Raw genomic sequence first — 18,521 nt, 5'->3', positions numbered from 1 at the left:
GGTTCTGGCGGTTGCGCCGGAAACTGCAGATCCTTCTCCGTTGAGGCTCAGCAGCTCAATCTCGGCGGACCAGGGGAGTGGCGACAGCCGCGGCTGGGCGACAGGACCTTCGCACCGTCCCGTTACAATGGGACAACAACTTCTATCCACAGGTACCGCATGACCCTCGCTACACCGCAGACCCTTGCAAGCGCTATGGAGCAGGCGGCCAGGACCGCCGGCGTTCTTCTGCTTTCGACCACGCCGGGCAACGATTTTCAGGGCCTTCCTACGTCGGTCTTCCGGATCGGGCTGGCCGCGGACGCCCCAGCGGAGCGCACCATTGCCGTTGAGCTAAGCAATAGTTTTGCCCCGGCTACGCCGGAGCAGCAGACGGGTCTGGCCGAGTACCTGGCCGCGGCGGCGAAGCGGCTGCGCAACCCCCACCCGCACGCGGCTGTGTCGGTGGCCGGCTTACCGCTCAGCTTTCGGGACTTCCGCTGGCCGTTTCACCTGTCGACCTCCGGCGCGGACACGTACCTGGTCCACGGTGTGGTCGGGATCCAAGACGGCACCGGCTCACCACTCCATGCCAAGGTTTCGGCTAGCATGACGGTCACCTTTGCCGAGGTGGTTGCGGCGCCGGAGCAGCCGTATGCCGAGGCATTCGTCTATAACGCGGTGCGCAAGACGCTCGACTACGGTCAGTTGGAGATGCTGAAGTCTGGCAATCGCCAGCCCGTGCCGGTGACCACCCGGTACTGGAGCCGCTGGGGCAAACGCTTCGTGTTCACCGACTCGGACGAGGCGATGCGGCATGACTTCCTGGCCAGCAAGGTGTTCTGGCTGTCGCATGCCACGGGCGGAGATCAGCCGGTGTGGATCGCCGATCCTTACGACGCGCAGTACCTGAACACGACACCAGAAGAGTTGCAGAAGGCGGCTACGGCGCTGGCGGCTGAGGGCTTGCTGACACTGGACGGCGACTTCGCCGCTGCGACATCTGTGCTCGCCGAGCGGGGCGAGGAGTTCCGGGCGAAGATGACTCACGGACTGTTGCTGACCAAGCCGGAGTTCAACGAAGAGATGCGGCAGGGCCACACGAATATGTAGCGCTGCAGGTGCATGGGCCCCTTGCAAGCCGGAAGAGTCGGGTGCCAAATGAGAATGCTTCGAGAGAGGGTCTCTTCCCGGCAGAGCCCGGGATTCCATCTGTCACCGGATAACGTTCCCAGTCGCACCAACCTTTCCACCAGCGCTGAACATCTGTGTCACACAGCCTCATTACAATGACTGCGTTGACGACAGACGACGAGGGATCACGTTGCGCTTTTCGCTGAGCCTGGGCGCGTGTCTGGCCGGCCTTCTGCTGGGTGCGGCAGGTCGTGCACATGCGCAGCCCAATACGGCGCCCTTTGACCTGACGGGTCCTCGCATCGAGATGCGGGTCACCCGCGGCAACCAGACGCTGCCCATCGCGGCGGTGCCAAATCTGCAACCCGGGGACAAGGTCTGGGTGCATGCGGAGATGCCCTCGTCCCAGGCAGCGCATTACCTGCTGGTGGTTGCGTTCCTGCGGGGTGCGACCAATCCGCCCCCGGAAGACTGGTTCCTGAAGGAAGCCACCTGGCAGAAGAAGGCCGATGAGGGCATGCACTTCACTGTGCCGCCCGATGCGCAACAGACCCTGCTGTTTCTCGCGCCCGAGACTGGTGGCGACTTTCGGACTCTGCGCAATGCTGTCCGCGGGCGGCCTGGATCGTTTGTGCGTGCGTCGCAGGACCTGAACCAGGTGAGCCTGGACCGCTCACGCCTGCAGAGCTACATCAACAGCGTGCGGGAGACGTCGGAGACCAATCCAACCGACCTGGAACCGACCTCGAAGCTGCTCGCGCGCAGCCTGGTCGTGAAGGTAAATCAGGACTGCTTTGAGCGGCCGACCACGGAGCAGGAGCAGTGCCTGACCCAAAATAGCGACTCGCTGGTGCTGAATGACGGGCACAGTCAGTCCACGGTTGCGGCGCTGACGACTGGCGCAGGCAACGATCTCGTCAAGGACCTGGCATACACGCCAACGGCGGGTGGCGGCTACTACAGCGCGTACGTCGGCGCGATCTTCGATGTGGCGCGCCTGCTCGAAGGGCTGCACACGGCGGAGTATCAGTACATCCCGGCACTGACGTCCGCAAAGGACGACAACCTCGAACTGAAGCTGAACAATCCGCCGTCCTTTCACAATCCGAAGTCGGTGATCGTGGTGGCGCTGCCGCCGGTGCAGACGGCAAAGCTGCCGCCGCTGCATGCGATCGACACGAAGCAGGTGAGCTGTCTGCAAGGGCCCAGTGTCGTGCTGCCGGTGGAGGGCGCACCGCTTGTCTATTCGACCGGCTACGCGCATTCCCTGTCGCTGCATGTGGAGGGCAAGTCGGGCCACGGCATCGATCTGCCGGTGCGACCGATGGCGGCCAAGGGCGGCATGGTGGTGGATGCCTCGGCAGTGGCACAGGCGAAGCTGGAGCCGCGCGTGGTGGGCAAGATCGTCGGCATGTGGGGATTCGAGCGGCTGGATGGGCCGTCGTTCAACCTGAACGTGCCGCACCCGACTACCTGGACGCTGGATAAGGCCGACGCGAACTCGCTGGTGGTGGGGCGCGATGACGAAGTCCGGCTCCATGGCGATGGTGCGGCGTGCGTGGCGGAGATCCAACTGCGCGATGCGAGGGGTAAGGAGACGCGGGCCGACTTCCACATGGTGAAGCCGGACGAGCTCCAAGTGAAGGTGCCGATGACGGCAGCAGCCAGTGGCGATGCGGGCCTGCTGATCCGCCAGCGCGGGCTGGAGTCGCCGGACCAGGTCGCGATCCAGGCCTATGCGCAGGCGGGTCACCTGGACGCACTGCACTTCCACGCGGGCGACAACACGGCATCGCTGGTCGGGACGCGCCTTGACGAGGTTGCGGCGGTCGACATGGATGAAGTGCGCTTCAAGCCAGGAACGCTGACCCATGCCGGCGACAAGGACACGCTGACGTTGCAGGCCGTCGACGCGAAAGCGGCCGAGGCTCTGCCGGTGAACCTGCACGCGACCGCGCATGTGCTGCTGAAGGATGGCCGCACACTGGAGTTGCAGAACACTGTAAGCGGGCATCGCCCGCAGGTGCTGCTGGCCAGCCGAGGCATCGATGGCGACCCGGACTCCGCCAACCTGGTGCATTTGATTGATCCCAACGAGCTGCCAGTCGGCAGCAAGGTGAAATTTGTGCTGAAGACCGGCGCGCAACCGGGCTTCACGCGCGCGGACAAGGTCGATATCGCGTCGGAAGACCAGACGCTGCATGCGTCGCTCGATATCAGCAATGGCCTGGTGCTGCAGGACGCGACCACGATGCTGGGTACCTTCGACCCGCTGAAGCTATTCGGGCCATCCGCGTTCGGCAGGCTGCAGTTGCGAGCCGTCGACGCGAGCGGCGCACCGGGTGACTGGGTGCCGCTGGGCACGCTGGTTCGGCTGCCGCAGGTCGCCTCGGTGAAGTGCCAGCGCGCGACAAGGGCAGGTGCGTCCACTGCTGCCGCGGCAGCACGCGCTGCCACTGCGCCAGAGGCCCCGGAGACAAGCGAAGGCCACGGTCCGGCGCCGGAGGTAGATGCTGCGACGCCACCTCCGGCCAATGATCCGAACGCGCAATGCACGCTGAACGGATCCTCTCTCTTCCTGATCGACTCGATCGCCTCGGATCCGCAGTTCACCCACAGCGTCTCTGTGCCGGATGGCTACACGAATCCGACGCTGGCGGTGCCGCGTCCCGCGACGGGCGAGCTCTACCTGCGTCTGCGCGACGATCCCACCGTCGCGAACACGATCGTGGTGCCGCCGAGCGCGGCGACTGTCAGCCGCAGCGCGCCCGTGGCCGATCCGGCGCGCAGCCACCCGGCTGAATCCTCTGCACTGACCCGTTAGCGCCAGGGACTAACTCAGCTCCTCGTGCGGTGAGCGCAAGGCTCACGTCGGCTTCGTGGGTGAATCGGACGTCAACCTGCCTAAGCGAAGCACCGCCGGACGCCCCCGATTTTGGGAGCGGGCCGCGGTTGTGGCATCTTGGGAGCCCATGATGCTGCCACGCTCTTTCGCTGCTCTACGGACTCGCGCTCGCCTCTGTTCGGTTTGCCTGCTTCTGCTATGCGGATCCGCCGCTTCGCTCGCCCACGCCGAGGTCCGGCTGCCGAAGCTTTGGAGCGATCACGCGGTGCTGCAGCGCGATCAGCCGATCCGGGTGTGGGGCTGGGGCGCGCCGGGGGAGCACGTGACCGTGACGTTGCGCGATCCGCGCAATGGAAGTGCGGGCACGGCGAGCGCGACCACCGATCCGCTCGGACACTGGCGGTTGGCCCTGCCGCCGCATGCAGCCGGGGGCGGCCCATATACGCTGGCGGTGCAGGGCACGAACACACTCACTGTCAGCGACCTCCTGCTGGGCGATGTGTGGGTCGCGAGCGGCCAGTCGAATATGGAGATGCCGCTTGCCGGCTTCCCCAACTCTGCCGTGCTGAAGAACGGGCCGGAAGAGATCCGCAACGCGAACCATCCGGAGATTCGCATCCTGCATGAGCCGAAGCGGACCTCGATGTTCCCGGTGGACGACCAGCCGGCAAGCTGGGAGCTCTGCACGCCGGAGACAGCCGCCAGCTTCAGCGCGGTGGCTTACTTCTTCGCGCGCGAGATACACGATGACCAGAAGGTGCCAATCGGCGTAATCGAGGCGGACTGGGGCGGAACCCTGGCCGAGGCGTGGACGAGCCTCGATACGCTCGGCAGTGATGCCGCTCTCATGCCGGTGTTCGCCGAGCGCGCGGCAGAAATGGACCAGCAGGCGGATCTGGAGCCGATCGTTGCGCGCGAGAAGCAGGAGGATGAGGCCGCGAAGGCAGCCGGCCGTACACCACCGCAGCACGCATGGCATCCGCCGGTCGAGCCATGGGCTGCATCCTCGCTCTACAACGGCATGATCGCTCCGCTGACGCCGCTCACCATACGCGGCGTGATCTGGTACCAGGGCGAGTCGAACAGCATGCTGGGACGCGCGCCGCTCTACCATCACCTGTTCGCCGCGATGATCGGTGACTGGCGACGCCAGTTCGCGGAGGGCGACTTCCCTTTTCTCTTCGCACAGATCTCGAGCTTTCGCTCCTCGCCGCGCGAGGACTGGGGCACGCTGCGCGATGCGCAGCGGCGCACTCTGTCGGTCACCAACACGGCCATGGCAGTGACGCTCGATGTGGGCGACCCGGGCAACGTGCATCCCGCAGACAAGCAGACGGTGGGGCATCGGCTGGCCCTTGCTGCCAAGGCGCGCGTGTACGGCGAGCGCGTGCACTGGAGCGGGCCGCTCTTCCGCGAGGCCACGCAGGAGCCGCATGGTCTGCGCATCTGGTTTGAAAGTGCGGAGGGCAAGCTCACGGCTAAGGATGGCGCACTGCGGGGGTTCGAGTTGGCAGGACCGGACCACACATTCGTGCCTGCAACAGCGACAATTGCGCCGGACGGCAACAGCGTGCTGGTGGAGAGTGAAACCCTGGCTGAGGCTCGCTACGTACGCTACGCGTGGAGCAATGCTCCGGACGCGAACCTGACGGACAGCGCCGGGCTGCCCGCCTCCACGTTCAGTTCCGAGCTCGTTCCGGCACCTCCAGCGCGCTAGCCTCACACATCCCCTGTTCGCCCACCGGGCCAAGGAGCACCATGCTTTCGAGATCACGCCGGATCGCTTCTGCGCTCATGCTGACAATCCTCTCCGCTGCCGCATTCCCGACTCACGCGCAGCACGGGACAGCGCAGTACCAGGTGCTGCCACCGGAGTACGGCCCCTACAGCGCGCATGTACTCGCAGGCGGCGCCGATGTGGTGAAGGCCTTGCCCGAGAGCGATCCTCTGCTGCGCGCAACCACGCCGTGGACGCTCTCTGCGTGGGTGGACACGACTGCATCCGCAGGCAGAACTGTGCTGGTGGGCGGCGTGGGCGACCCGTTCGGCGTGGAGTCGCGCTATCTCGCGTTGGTCGATGGCCACGCCGGGATGTGGGCAGGCAAGGACAACCAGCTCACCGCGACAACATCGATTGGTGCGGGCGCATGGCATCTGCTGGCGGCGACGTTCGATGGAACGCTGGTGCGGCTCTACTGCGATGGCGCTGAGGTGGCGAAGGGCACGCTGCTGTACGGACGCTTCGCGCCAGAGATGGTGCTCGCGCCCAACGGCGCCGACCTGCCGGGCGGTGGCATGTATGGCGGCCGAATCGCGCTGCTGACGCTCGCACGTGGCGCCAGGAGTGCGGACGAGATGCGCGCGATGGCGCAGCATGCGCCGGATGCATCGCTCATCGGATTCGAAGAGGCGTCGAAGCCATGGCCGTTGCAGACGCGCGGACAGGCTGGCTATAGTGCGCCCCAGGATGCAGCGACGCTGCCGCGCAGCGCCGCTCCGTACTCGGAACCGCATGTTGCGCCGGAGCCGCCTGCGCATACGACACTGCGAAAAGATGGCGATGGCGGATGGACGTTCGAAGGCGGATGGCGCCTGACGCCTGCACCGAAGGTGAGCGCAGCGGCAGAGCAGATCGCGCAGCCCGGCTTCCACGCGGGTGAGTGGTGGGCCGCCACTGTGCCCGGTACGGTGCTGACGACGATGGTCGATCGCGGGGTGTATCCGGACCCTGACTACGGGTTGAACAATCTCGCGATTCCCGAGTCGCTGAACAAGCAGGACTACTGGTATCGCAGCGAGTTCACTGCGCCGAAGCAGGTGAAAGGCGAGCGGCGCACGCTGGTGCTCGAGGGCATCAACTATCACGCCGAGGTCTGGCTGAACGGGAAGCGCGTTGGGCAAGTCACTGGCGCGTTCGAGCGTGGCATCTTCGACGTCACCGACGTGCTGCATGACGGCGGAGCCAACGCTCTGGCGATTCGCATTTCGCCTCCGCCGCACCCCGGCATTCCGCAGGAGCAATCGATCCTCGGCGGACCGGGTGAGAACGGCGGCGCGATGTGCCTGGACGGGCCGACGTTCGTCGCGACCGAAGGCTGGGACTGGATCCCGGCAGAGCGGGACCGCGACACCGGGCTGTGGCAGGACGTGCGGCTCCTGCCAAGCGGCGCTGTCGAAGTCCGCGATCCCCAGGTGATCACGCGATTGCCGCGGCTGGCCACAGGCGCGCTGGACACCACGCAAGCGGACCTTGCGATCACGGTGCCGCTGCACAATGCCGGGCACGACACGATCAAAGGACGGCTGATTGTTTCGTTTGAAGGTGCCGAGATCTCGCGCGAGGTCAGCGTTGGCCCCGGAGAGCAGACAGTTCGCTTTGCTGCGAAGGACACGCCGCAACTTCACCTGCAGCACCCTCGTCTATGGTGGCCGAACGGTTACGGCAAGCCAGAGCTCTATCACTTGCGCGTGACGTTTACAGACGAGGCCGGAGCAAGCAGCGCGACGGTATCCCAGTTCGGCGTGCGCGAGGTGAGCTACGAACTGAGCCTGTTCGACGAGCACGGCGCGATCCGCCGCGTGGACTACACACCGGCAGACGACGCAGACCGCGCAGGACCAGCGGTGGATGTCTCGCACGAGGGCATGCGCGTGATCTCGCACCAGCACGGGACGGCACAGGGGATTGCATCGATCGTTGCTGGTCAAGAGGACGCGTCGTCATTGCACGAGATGAGTGATCGTGCTGCCGCGCCGTACCTTGTTCTCCGCGTGAACGGGGTGCGCATTGCGGCGCGCGGCGGCAACTGGGGCATGGACGATGCCCGCAAGCGAGTTTCACGAGAGCGGCTGGAGCCCTACTTTCGTCTGCATCGCGATGCCGGGCTGAACATCATTCGGAACTGGGTGGGGCAGAGCACGGAGGAGACGTTCTACCAGCTCGCGGATGAATATGGGCTGATGGTGTGGAACGACTTTTGGGACTCGACGCAGAACTACAACATCGAAGCGCAGGACCCGGAACTCTTCTTAGACAACGCGCGCGACACGATTTTGCGATACCGCAATCACCCATCGATCGTGCTGTGGTGCGGGCGGAACGAAGGCGTGCCACAGCCCGTCATCAATGAGGGGCTGATTCACCTGATCCACACGCTTGACGGCACTCGCTACTACTCGCCGAGCTCGAACGAGGTGAACCTGCAGCAGAGCGGACCGTACTCCTATCAGGATCCTGCCGATTACTACACCAAGCTGAATGCTGGATTCTCTGTCGAGACGGGCACGCCGTCACTGCCGACGCGGCAGTGGTTTGATCGTTGGCTGCCGCAGGCGGATCGCTGGCCAGTCAGTGATGACTGGGCGTATCACGACTGGCACCAGGCGGGGAACGGCGACGTGTCCACCTTCAACGAACACATGGAGGCGCAGTTCGGCGCGGCGACGAGCCTGGACGATTACGTGCGCAAGGCGCAGATGATGAACTACGTCGATCATCGCGCCATCTTCGAAGGTATGAGCGCGCACCTTTGGACGCCGAACAGCGGACGTCTGTTGTGGATGACTCATCCGGCGTGGCCGAGCACGATGTGGGAGATCTATACGTCGGACTACGACACGCAGGCTTCGTACTACGGGACGAAGAAGGCCTGCGAAGCGCTGCATGTGCAGCTCAATCCAGCAAACGCAACCGTGTCTGTGGCGAATCTGACGACCGAGGCAAGACCGGGCCTGAAGCTCTCGGCCCGGGTGTATAGCCTCGATGGCAAAGCGCTGCTGACTCGTGATGCGGAAATCGATGCCGCAGCAGACGTCGCGACCCAGGGCTTTGCCCTCGAACTGACGCCGCTGATGGGAGATGCGGCGGTGCTGATCCGGTTGGAGCTGCGCGGCTCGGACGGCAGCCTTCTCTCCGAAAACACTTATTGGCTGGCAGCAAAGGAGTCCGGGTACCGGGCCATGACACGCATGTCGGCCGCGCCAGTCTCGATCGCCGCGGCGCGCGGAGACAGGGCGGGCACGCTGCGAGTAACACTGCACAACAGCGGCACCGCCCCGGCACTCGCGGCCAAGGTGACGCTGCTTTCTGCAGCAGATTCGCCGGTGCTGCCGGCCTATTACAGCGATAACTACATCTCATTGCTGCCGGGCGAATCGCGCGAGATCACAATTGACGCGCTCGAGTCGGCGCACGGCAAGCAATTGCAGATCGAATTGACGGGCTGGAATGTGCAGCCCGTCTCGGCGTCGGTCGCTCAGTGAGCGACGCGGCAGGCTTCAGGCTGAATTAATGTGGTTAGGTTAAGGTCGAATCTCGATGGAACGGCTTTACAGGACATCCGGCCGCGGCGCGTTGTCCGCGCTCACTGCAGCAGCCACGGTGCTGTGCCTGCCAATCTTGAGCGCTCCTGCGCAGATTCCGCCAGCATCTGCAACTGCGTCCGCAGCAAATGTCGTTCCGCTTGAGGACGCGATCAAGCGCGCGCAGGTGAACGAACCTAACTTTGCTATCGCTCGTGCCGATGCCAGAATTGCGGGTCTGGATCGCTCCATTGCCGTCGCTGGACTGCTGCCGAATGCGGTTTACCACAACCAGTTTCTCTACACGCAAGGAACCGGCGCAAGTGCTGCGGCGACGGCGGCGAACAATGCGATCCCCACGCCTGTCGTTTTCATCGCGAATAACTCCGTCCATGAGTACGTCAGCCAAGCATCCGTCACGGAGACGATTGGATTGAAGAGCATCGCGGATCTTCGGCTGGCGAGTGCGGCGGCGGCGCGGGCGCGGGCGGAGCAGGAAGTGGCACGGCGCGGACTTGTATCGACAGTCGTGAACCTCTACTACACGGTCGCAGCGAGCGAGCACAAAGTACACGTAGCGGAGCGCGCAGCACAGGAGGCAGCAAGCTTCACCGATTTGACGCAGAAGCGCGAAAGCGCGCGGGAGTCGGCGCACGCGGATGTGGTGAAGGCAGAGCTGCAGCAGCAGCAACGGGAGCGCGATCTGGCCGATGCACGACTGGCGGCTGAACGGTCGCGGCTGGACCTGGGCGTGCTGCTGTTCCCGGACCCGCGCACGCCCTACGCCGTCAGTGATGCGGCAGCACTGCCTGGAATGCCGGAGCGGCAGGATGTGGAGGCGCGAGCGTCGGCGCACAATCCTGAGTTGGAGAGTGCGCTCGCCTCTGTGCGTGGCAGCAGCGCATCCATCCTCGGGGCGCAGGCGGCGTATCTGCCAGACATGCAGTTGAACTACAGCTATGGCATCGATGCGGCACAGTTCGCGGCAAACGGGCCGAATGGCATCCGCAATCTCGGCTACGCGGTGACAGCGACCGTCGATATACCTATCTGGGATTGGCTGGCAACGCCGCATCGCGTGAAGCAGGAAGAAATCCGACGCGATGTAGCGAAGACTGTGTTGACGAACACGCAGCGGCGGCTTGTGGCTGCGCTGGAAGAGGATTACGCCGAAGCAGCCGAAGCACAGCGCCAGGCTGCGTCACTCGCCACCAGTGTGCAGACAGCCGCCGAAAGCCTGCGACTCACGAAGCTGCGCTACACCGCCGGTGAGGCGACCGTGCTTGAGGTGGTGGACGCGCAGACGGCGCTGACGGGTGCGGAGAACGCGCGCGAAGATGGTGTGGTTCGCTACGAGACGGCTCTGGCAACGCTGCAGACGCTGACAGGAACGCTGTGACCATGACGAGAGCCGGACAATTTTTGCTGGGCTGCAGCGTGCTCGGCATCGCCCTGCTGCAAGCTTCCATGCTGACCGGATGTAGCAAAAAGGAAGCGACGCCAGCACCGCTGGTGACCGTGCAAGCAGAACATCCGGAGATCGCCGACTTGGCAGAGCAGATTCCGGCGGACGCGGTGCTCGCGCCGCTGGCACAGTCGGCCATCGCGCCGAAGATCAGCGCGCCAGTGCGGCGCTTCTATGTACAGCGAGGCGCACACGTAAAAGCGGGACAGTTGCTGGCCACACTTGAGAATCGTGACCTGAGTGCCGCGGCTCTTGACAACCGCGGCGCCTATACCGCCGCCCAGGCAACGTACGCGACCGCTACCCAGGCGCAAGTACCGGAGGACTACCAGAAGGCGCAGCTCGACGTGAACCAGGCGAAAGCGAACCTCGACCTGAACCAAAGCATCGTGAACGCCCGCAAGCAGCTGTTCGCCGAAGGCGCCATCCCGGGGCGCGATCTGGACACGGCGCAGGCTGGGTTAGTGCAGGCGCAGGCGACCTTTGACGCGGCGACCAAGCACCTAGCCTCAATGCAGAGTGTGAGCCGCCAAGCCGCGCTCGAAGCAGCCAAGGGACAGCTCACTTCCGCTGAAGGAAAGTATCTGGGCGCAGCCGCGCAGGTGTCGTACTCGGAGATCCGCAGCCCGATCGCTGGTGTGGTCACAGACCGTCCACTCTTTGCTGGTGAGACGGCCGCGGCTGGAGCGCCGTTGCTGACGGTGATGGACACCTCCGCGTTGCTCGCGAAGCTGCACCTGGCACAGCAGCTCGCACAGCAGATGAGGCTGGGCGATGCGGCTTCACTCACGGTCCCCGGCGTGGCTGATCCGGTGCCCGCCAAGGTGTCACTGATCAGTCCGGCCCTCGATCCGGGAAGCACCACGGTGGAGATCTGGTTGCGCGTCGAGAATAAGAGCAGCGCACTGAAGGTAGGCACCCCGGTGCATGCCAACATCGTGGGCCGGCGCGCGCTGCATGCGCTTACGGTGCCAACGGCTGCGCTGTTGACGAAGCAGGACGGTAGCCGGACCGTGATGGTGATCGGGCCCGATGGTGCGGCCCATAGCAAGCCGGTTGCAGTCGGCATCACCGATGGAAAAGACGTGCAGATCACAAGCGGTCTGAGCACGAGCGACATGGTGATCACGACCGGGAACTACGCACTCGACGAGGGCACCAAGGTGAAGGTGGGAGCAGCGGACGATGAGGAGGCCGCAGGCGCGAAGAGTGGGGCCGGCACGAAAGACAAGGACGACGACAAGTGACGACGCACGCCCTGCCCCCGGCCAGCGTTGAGGCCTCTGCAGAGCAGCCAGCCGAACGTCGCTTCTGGCTTCTGCGCTACCGCAGCACCATCTTCTTCTTTGTCATCATTGCGGCGATCGCGGGAATTTACCTTGCGACGCAGGTGCCGATCTCGGTGTTTCCGGAGACAAATTTCCCCCGGGTGGTGATCGGCATCGACAACGGAGTGATGCCGGTCGAGCAGATGGAAGTGGTGATCACGAAGCCGATCGAGGACGCCGTGAACAGCGTGCCCGGCCTGGTGACGGTTCGCTCGACCACCAGCCGCGGATCGGCCGAAGTGAGCCTGTTCTTCAACTGGGGCGCTGATATGTATCAGACGCTGCAGCTTGTCGATGCAGCGCTGAGCAAGGTGGAGCAGTCGCTTCCACCCACGGCCAAGATCACGACGAACAAGCTAACGTTTGCTACCTTCCCGATCCTGGGCTACAGCCTGACATCGGACACCATGTCGCAGACGGCACTGTGGGAACTGGCGACCTACGAGCTGAAACCGCCGCTGAATCGTACGGAGGGCGTGAGCACGGTCACGGTCCAGGGCGGCAAGGTGCCGGAGTATCACCTGGTGCCGGACCTTGCGCGCATGCAGGCTGCAGGCGTGACGGTCCTGGACCTGGCGAACGCCGTCAACACATCGAACATCATCGACTCGCCGGGGCTCTACGAGGCAAATCACCAATTGATTCTGGGCCTGGTCGGCGCGCAGGTGCACGATGCTCGGGAACTTAGTCAGCTGGTCGTAAAGACGACACCGAATGGCGCGCCGGTTCGCGTTGCCGACGTCGCGAGTGTGCAGAATGACGTGCTGCCGGTCTACACGGTGGTGACGGCGAACGGCAGATCGGCAGTGCTGCTGAACGTCGTGCGCCAGCCCACGAGCAACACGGTTGCGGTAGCTGATGCCGTCGATAAGGAAGTCACGCAACTCCGCAAGCGACTGCCGGCAGGCGTGAAGTTCGAGCCCTACTACGACCAATCGCAGCTGGTGCGCGACAGCATCAAGAGCGTGCGTGACGCGATCCTGATCGGTCTGCTGCTGGCATGCGTCATCCTTTTCTGGTTCCTCTCGGACTGGAGCTCGTCGCTCATTGCAGGGCTAGTCATACCTGTCACGATAACGGTGACCTTCATCTTCCTCCGCATTATCGGGGAGAGCTTCAACCTCATGACGCTGGGAGGACTGGCCGCCGCCGTGGGGCTCGTGATCGACGACGCCATTGTGGTCGTCGAGAACATCGTGCTGCATCGAGATTCCGGTGAGTCGCGGGTGCAGGCGGTGCGCAAGGCGCTGGCGGAGGTGACACGACCACTGATCGGCTCTACCATCACACCGGTCGTTGTCTTTCTGCCGCTGGTCGCAGTCACGGGGGTGACCGGGTCGTTCTTCCGCGCATTGGCGATCACGATGACTGTCGCACTATTGACCTCGCTTTTGCTGGCGCTGACCTGGACGCCCGCACTAAGCCTGGTCCTCCTGCGCAATCGTGATAAGCAGACGCCGACGGAGCATGAGAAGCCGGGCCGCATGATGGGGCGGGTGATGCGGGTGCACGAACGCGCGCTGAGCTGGGCGCTGAGCCGTCCACTGCTGCTCGGCTTGCTCTGCATCTTGCTCGCGCTGGGCGCTTGGTTTGCGTATGGACAGCTCGGCTCCGATCTGTTGCCGGAGATGGATGAGGGCGGCTTCGTCCTCGACTACATCATGCCGGCCGGCAGTTCGCTGAATGAGACGAACCGCGTCCTCGATCACGTGGAGAAGATCCTGCGCGACATACCGGAGATCGAGAGCACATCGCGCCGCACCGGTCTGCAGATGGGGCTTGCCGCCGTGACCGAGGCGAACACTGGTGACTTCACCGTGAAGCTCAAGGCCAAACGGAGCCGTGGCATCGACGAGGTAATCGCAGACGTCCGCGATGAGGTGAAGAAGACCGAGCCGGAGCTCGATGTCGAGTTCACCCAGGTGCTGCAGGACATGATCGGCGACCTGTCAAACTCGCCAGAGCCGATCCAGATAAAACTGTTCACGACCAACACAGACCTGCTCCACCAGCTTGGGCCGCAGATCGGCGATGCGATCGGCAAGATCCCTGGCGTCGTAGATGTACAGAATGGGATCGAGAACACGATCAGCGGTCCGGCGACAAGCTTCGACGTGAACCCGACGGTTGCGGCGCGACTGGGCTTCACACCTGCCGAGGTTGCGGAGGACGCGACCTCCATCCTCGATGGCGTGGAGGCCACCACACCACTGATCGCCAACGGCCGTCCGTACACAATTCGTGTACGGCTCGGCGCGGACTCACGCCGCTCACTCGACTCGATCGAGAACACGGTGTTCAACAGCTCCACTGGCAAACTTGCGACACTGGGCTCGCTCGCGAGCATCACGCAACTGCCGCCGCAGAATGAGATCCGGCGAGAAAATCTGCAGCAGTTGGTGGTGGTCACAGGCCGTCTCGAGGGGTCAGACCTGGGCACAGCTATCCGCAAAGTGCAGCAGGTGGTCCAACAGATGCACCTGCCCGCCAGCGTACGCGTGGAGTACGGCGGCACTTACCAGGAGCAGCAGCAGTCGTTCCGTGAGTTGCTGCGCGTGCTCATCCTGGCGCTGGCGTTAGTGTTCGGCGTGCTGCTGACAGAGTTCCGCAACTTCGCCGCACCGGTCGCCATTCTCACGTCGTCCGTGCTGTCGATCTCCGGCGTTGTGCTCGCATTGCTCGTCACGCGGACCAACTTCAACGTTGCGTCGTTCATGGGCCTGATCATGATCATCGGGATCGTGGCCAAGAACGGGATCCTGCTGCTGGATGCGGATGAGAAGTATCGTGCGGAGGGCGCGCCTGCGCGCGACGCGATGATGCACGCTGCCCAGCGGCGACTGCGCCCTATTGTGATGACCGCGGTGGCTGCGATCTCCGGCATGCTGCCATTGGCATTCGCGCTGGGCTCTGGCTCGCAAATGCTGCAGCCACTCGCAATCGCGGTGATCGGCGGGTTGCTAATCTCCATCGTGCTCAGCTTGCTGGTCACGCCAGTGATCTACTACCTGATGACGCGCCACCACGAGCCGCTGCAGCCATAATCCCGCGAAGCACAGGGGCAAATATAAAGGCCAGCGCATGCGCTGGCCTTTTGCTTCAGATGAGTTTACGTTTACCGGCCAACCACAAGGACGGTGAAGCTGTCCGGTTGGATGGACGGGCGTGGACGCGGGTTCTCCGCCGTGGCTGCGGGACGTGAGCCGAACTGCGCGGTTGGCAGGTAGATATGGTCATTGGCAGCGTCGTAGATCATGGTGCGAGCGCCACGCTCCGTCTTCACGGTCTCGAGCACAGGGAAATCAGACTTGCTGGCGTCGATCACGGTCAGCGTACCGTCACCATTCGAGGAGAAGGCCAGCTTGTGCTTGGAGTCGAATCCGGCTGCATCCGGACCGTCGCCGATGGCCGGAGTCGCGAGGACCTTTCCGGTGTTGGCATCGACCACGGCCATCTTCTTGCCGTCGCAGACGGCGAAGAGGTGGTGAGCGGCCGTGTCAATTGCGAGGCCAGAGGGCGATTCCGCGCCGAGAGGCCACGTGGCGACCACCTTGCGCGACTTCGCATCGATGTGAGCGATCTCGCCCTTGTCCTCGAGATTGTTGTAGATGTTGCCCTGGCCATCGGCGACTGCGAACTCAGGCCGGCCGGGCAGAGGGACGGTGGCGACCACTTTGTTGGATTTCGTATCGATGACAGTGGCATTGCTGCTGTGACCGTTGAATGCCCAGACTGTGCTGGTAGAGGGCTCGAACAGCAAAGCATCCGGGTTGCTGCCCGCGGGAATGCTAGTCACCTTGGCGAGCGTCTTACGATCGAACACGACAACAGTATTGGCGTGTCCGTCGCTAATGTAGCCGTACTTGCCGGTGGCATCGAACGCAACACCGTGCACACCGGTCAACCCCGTGATCGCGCCGACAGTCTTGCCGCTCTCCGTGTCGAGCACCTCGACGCGCGTGCCATGAGTGACATACAGCCGATGCGCGGGAGAATCGACGGCGACGTAGTCCCATCCACCCTCACCGCCAACCTTCCACTGTGTGAGCACGTGATAGTTCTGCGCCAGCAGGGGCGCGGTAAAAGCAGCAGCAAGGGTGAGTGTGAGCACTGCGGACCGGCTGAAGAGACTCGACATCGATATGGCTCCGTACGGCGCAGCAGCGCCAATACTGAGTCTTGCATAGCCGCGTTAAATCAAGCTGAAGGGACCTTCTCAAGCTCCAGCGGAGTCGTTTGCATCGGGGCGTTGGCCATAGGTGCGCAGGGCAGTTGCACGCGTGCGATGGTGCCCTGATTCAGCACGCTTTGTAGGCGGATGGTGCCGCCGGCGCGGTCGACAATCGCTTTACAGATGGCGAGCCCGAGTCCGGTGCCGCCCGTATGGCGACTGCGCGAGGGATCACCACGCGAGAAGCGCTCGAAGACATGCGGCAGCAACTCCGGAGTGATGCCATCTCCGTGATCTTCGACCAGCAAGACAATGGAGCGGGACGATGGTTCGATACGGACGCGAACCTCCGTGCCAACGGCGCTGTGTTGCAGAGCGTTGAGGATGAGGTTGGAGCACAGCAACGCCCCTTCCTCTGCCGTGATCGGAACGGAGGCGGCACCGGCTGAGGTAAACACCAGCGCCACATTGCGCACGGTTGCGAAGGCCTGGAACTGGCGCACAGTCGCCTCGGCGCACGCAGTCAGGTCGGCTGACGCGGAAAGCGTGTCATCAGCTGCGGCGGATTCTGCTCTCGCCAGCAGCAGCATGCGCAACACGATGTCCTCCATACGCTGGCAGTCTTCCAGAGTGACCTCAAGGCCGGAGCGGTACTCTTCTGCCGTGCGTGGCCGCAGATTAAGTAGTTGCAGCGAAGACTTCACGACCGCGACCGCCGTCTTCAACTCATGCGCGGCATCGCCGGTGAAGCGCTGCTGCAAGGCGTAGGAGGCCTGCAGCCGCTCCACTGCTGCTGCCAATGCGATCGCGAGCGGAGCCAACTCTCGCGTGCGAAGAGCCGCTTGCGGGGGCTGAAAGCTGGCGCGGTGCATCGAGATGGTCTCTGCCCTGGCGGCGAGCTCGCGGAGTGGTGCGAGACCTCGCTGCAGCAGCCACATCATCAGCCACCCGGTGCCGACCAGCAGGGCAAGATTGGAGAGTGAGAAGAAGAGGACAGCCTGCCGGATGGCGTGCCACACGGGACCAACGCGCGCACCGTAGTAGATGACGACGTGGCGTGGCGTGCCGCCGTCGCTATGGCCAGGATCGACCACGCGCAAACCATGGCGCACCAGGATGCGGTAGCCGTGATCGTTGATCCGGGTGTTGTAGAAGCCGTCGCCACTCCACTCTGCTGCGTTGCTGCCTGGCCCCGACCAGTTTGGCGAGCGCCCGAGTAGATGTCCATCGGAGTCGCGCACTTCATAGATGTCTTCAGGGGGCAGTTGCAAGCCGGTGCGATCCAGCATGACGTGGTCGCCCGGATCTTCGGCGTCCTGGACCGCGCCGAGCAGCGAATCCGTGCGGCCCATCAGCGCGATCCCGAGCGCGTGGAAGTGCTCATGGCGCTCATAGCCGATGGCGAGCAGCGTCATCGCCAAAGCAAAGATCAACTCGGCGAGCAGCACGGAGACAATCAGCCGGCGCGAGATGGAGCGGAGCGCTGGGGTGCGAGTCACGCCTCAACTCCGGGCTCCGCTGCAAGCCTGTACCCACGACCACGCAGCGTTTCGAGCACTGGGGGCAGCGGCTCACCATCGCGGCCGGTGGTGGTGAGCTTGCGGCGCAGGTTCGAAATGTGGGCTTCTATCACGTTGGAGTGGTGCTCCCAGTTGTAGTCGTATAGATGCTCGAGCAGTTCGCGTTTCGACACGACCGCGCGCGGGCGATGCACCATGTACTCGAGAATACGATACTCTGTCGGTGACAGATCGATCAGCCGGCCAGACCGTCGGACGGTCTGCTCGAGCGTGTTGACCTCTAGGCCAGCCACCGCCAGAACGGGATGTGCAGCTCCCTTGCCGCGGCGGATCAGGACCTTGGTGCGCGCGATCAGCTCACCCAGGTCGAAGGGTTTGCTCAGGTAGTCGTCCGCGCCCGCGTTCAGCAGCTCGACGGTCGAGCCCTTCCCTTCCTTTGCAGTCAGAATGAGCACCGGCGTTGCATCTTCCGCAGCGCGCAGCCGGCGCAACAAAGTGAGGCCGTCGAGCTTGGGCAGCATCAAGTCCAGGATCAGCAGGTCGTAACAGCGCTGTTCGGCCAATTGAAGCCCCAGTTCGCCATCGTCCGCGCAGTCCACAGCAAAGCCGGGCCCCTCACGCAGGGCAGCCGCCAGGTTTTCCGCCAGCCGCTGTTCGTCTTCAACGACGAGAACGCGCATGAACCAATGCTCCCCCGGCTCATGTTAAGCCAGCGTGAAGACGGTCACCCGATGATTCCGTCGCGGAGATGTAGCAATCTCCGCTTACGAATGAATTT

At 63.8% G+C, this 18,521-nt stretch carries 10 protein-coding genes; 7 read left to right on the top strand and 3 right to left on the bottom strand.

Features of this window, described 5'->3' with window-relative positions; genetic code table 11:
- The first annotated feature begins 159 nt into the window (after nt 1–159).
- From AC5IJH_RS01330 to AC5IJH_RS01300, 7 genes are all read left to right on the top strand, one after another.
- A complete protein-coding gene (locus AC5IJH_RS01330) occupies nt 160–1,092 on the top strand; it encodes a hypothetical protein (RefSeq protein WP_491900985.1) in 933 nt (310 codons plus the stop codon).
- A gap of 211 nt (nt 1,093–1,303) precedes the next feature.
- Nucleotides 1,304–3,937 carry a hypothetical protein gene (locus AC5IJH_RS01325; RefSeq protein ID WP_491900984.1) on the top strand — a complete coding sequence of 878 codons (2,634 nt, stop codon included), beginning with the start codon at nt 1,304–1,306 and terminating at the stop codon, nt 3,935–3,937.
- Between the two features lie 286 nt (nt 3,938–4,223).
- Nucleotides 4,224–5,675: a sialate O-acetylesterase gene (locus AC5IJH_RS01320; RefSeq protein WP_491900983.1), complete on the top strand. Its 1,452-nt coding sequence runs from the start codon at nt 4,224–4,226 to the stop codon at nt 5,673–5,675.
- Nucleotides 5,676–5,716: 41 nt separating this feature from the next.
- The gene (locus tag AC5IJH_RS01315; RefSeq protein ID WP_491900982.1) at nt 5,717–9,220 is read left to right on the top strand and encodes a glycosyl hydrolase 2 galactose-binding domain-containing protein; all 3,504 of its coding nucleotides are present in this window, start codon (nt 5,717–5,719) and stop codon (nt 9,218–9,220) included.
- A 55-nt stretch (nt 9,221–9,275) separates the two neighbouring features.
- Entirely contained in the window at nt 9,276–10,658 is a 1,383-nt protein-coding gene (locus tag AC5IJH_RS01310; protein ID WP_491900981.1) for a TolC family protein, read from the top strand.
- Nucleotides 10,659–10,660: 2 nt separating this feature from the next.
- Nucleotides 10,661–11,971, top strand: a complete 1,311-nt coding sequence (locus AC5IJH_RS01305) for an efflux RND transporter periplasmic adaptor subunit (protein WP_491900980.1) — start codon at nt 10,661–10,663, stop codon at nt 11,969–11,971.
- Nucleotides 11,968–15,096 (top strand): efflux RND transporter permease subunit, encoded by a 3,129-nt coding sequence (locus AC5IJH_RS01300; RefSeq protein ID WP_491900979.1) that lies wholly within the window; start codon nt 11,968–11,970, stop codon nt 15,094–15,096. The genes AC5IJH_RS01305 and AC5IJH_RS01300 overlap by 4 nt, the downstream gene beginning before the upstream one ends.
- Before the next feature lie 71 nt (nt 15,097–15,167).
- Here AC5IJH_RS01300 and AC5IJH_RS01295 read toward each other — a convergent pair whose 3' ends face one another.
- From AC5IJH_RS01295 to AC5IJH_RS01285, 3 genes are read right to left on the bottom strand one after another with little or no spacing between them, the layout of a single operon-like run.
- Nucleotides 15,168–16,190, bottom strand: a complete 1,023-nt coding sequence (locus AC5IJH_RS01295; protein WP_491900978.1) for a YncE family protein — start codon at nt 16,188–16,190, stop codon at nt 15,168–15,170.
- Between the two features lie 59 nt (nt 16,191–16,249).
- Nucleotides 16,250–17,722 (bottom strand): sensor histidine kinase, encoded by a 1,473-nt coding sequence (locus AC5IJH_RS01290; protein WP_491900977.1) that lies wholly within the window; start codon nt 17,720–17,722, stop codon nt 16,250–16,252.
- On the bottom strand, nt 17,719–18,423 hold the full coding sequence (locus tag AC5IJH_RS01285) for a response regulator transcription factor (protein WP_491900976.1): 705 nt from the start codon (nt 18,421–18,423) through the stop codon (nt 17,719–17,721). Before AC5IJH_RS01285 ends, AC5IJH_RS01290 begins: the two co-directional genes overlap by 4 nt.
- Between the last annotated feature and the right edge of the window lie 98 nt (nt 18,424–18,521).

The sequence above is a fragment of the Candidatus Dedyshia acidiphila genome (assembly GCF_051025295.1).
In the GTDB taxonomy this organism is placed as follows: domain Bacteria; phylum Acidobacteriota; class Terriglobia; order Terriglobales; family Acidobacteriaceae; genus KBS-83.
Note: the sequence above shows the minus strand (reverse complement) of the source record. Positions and strands in the feature narration are given on the sequence as shown.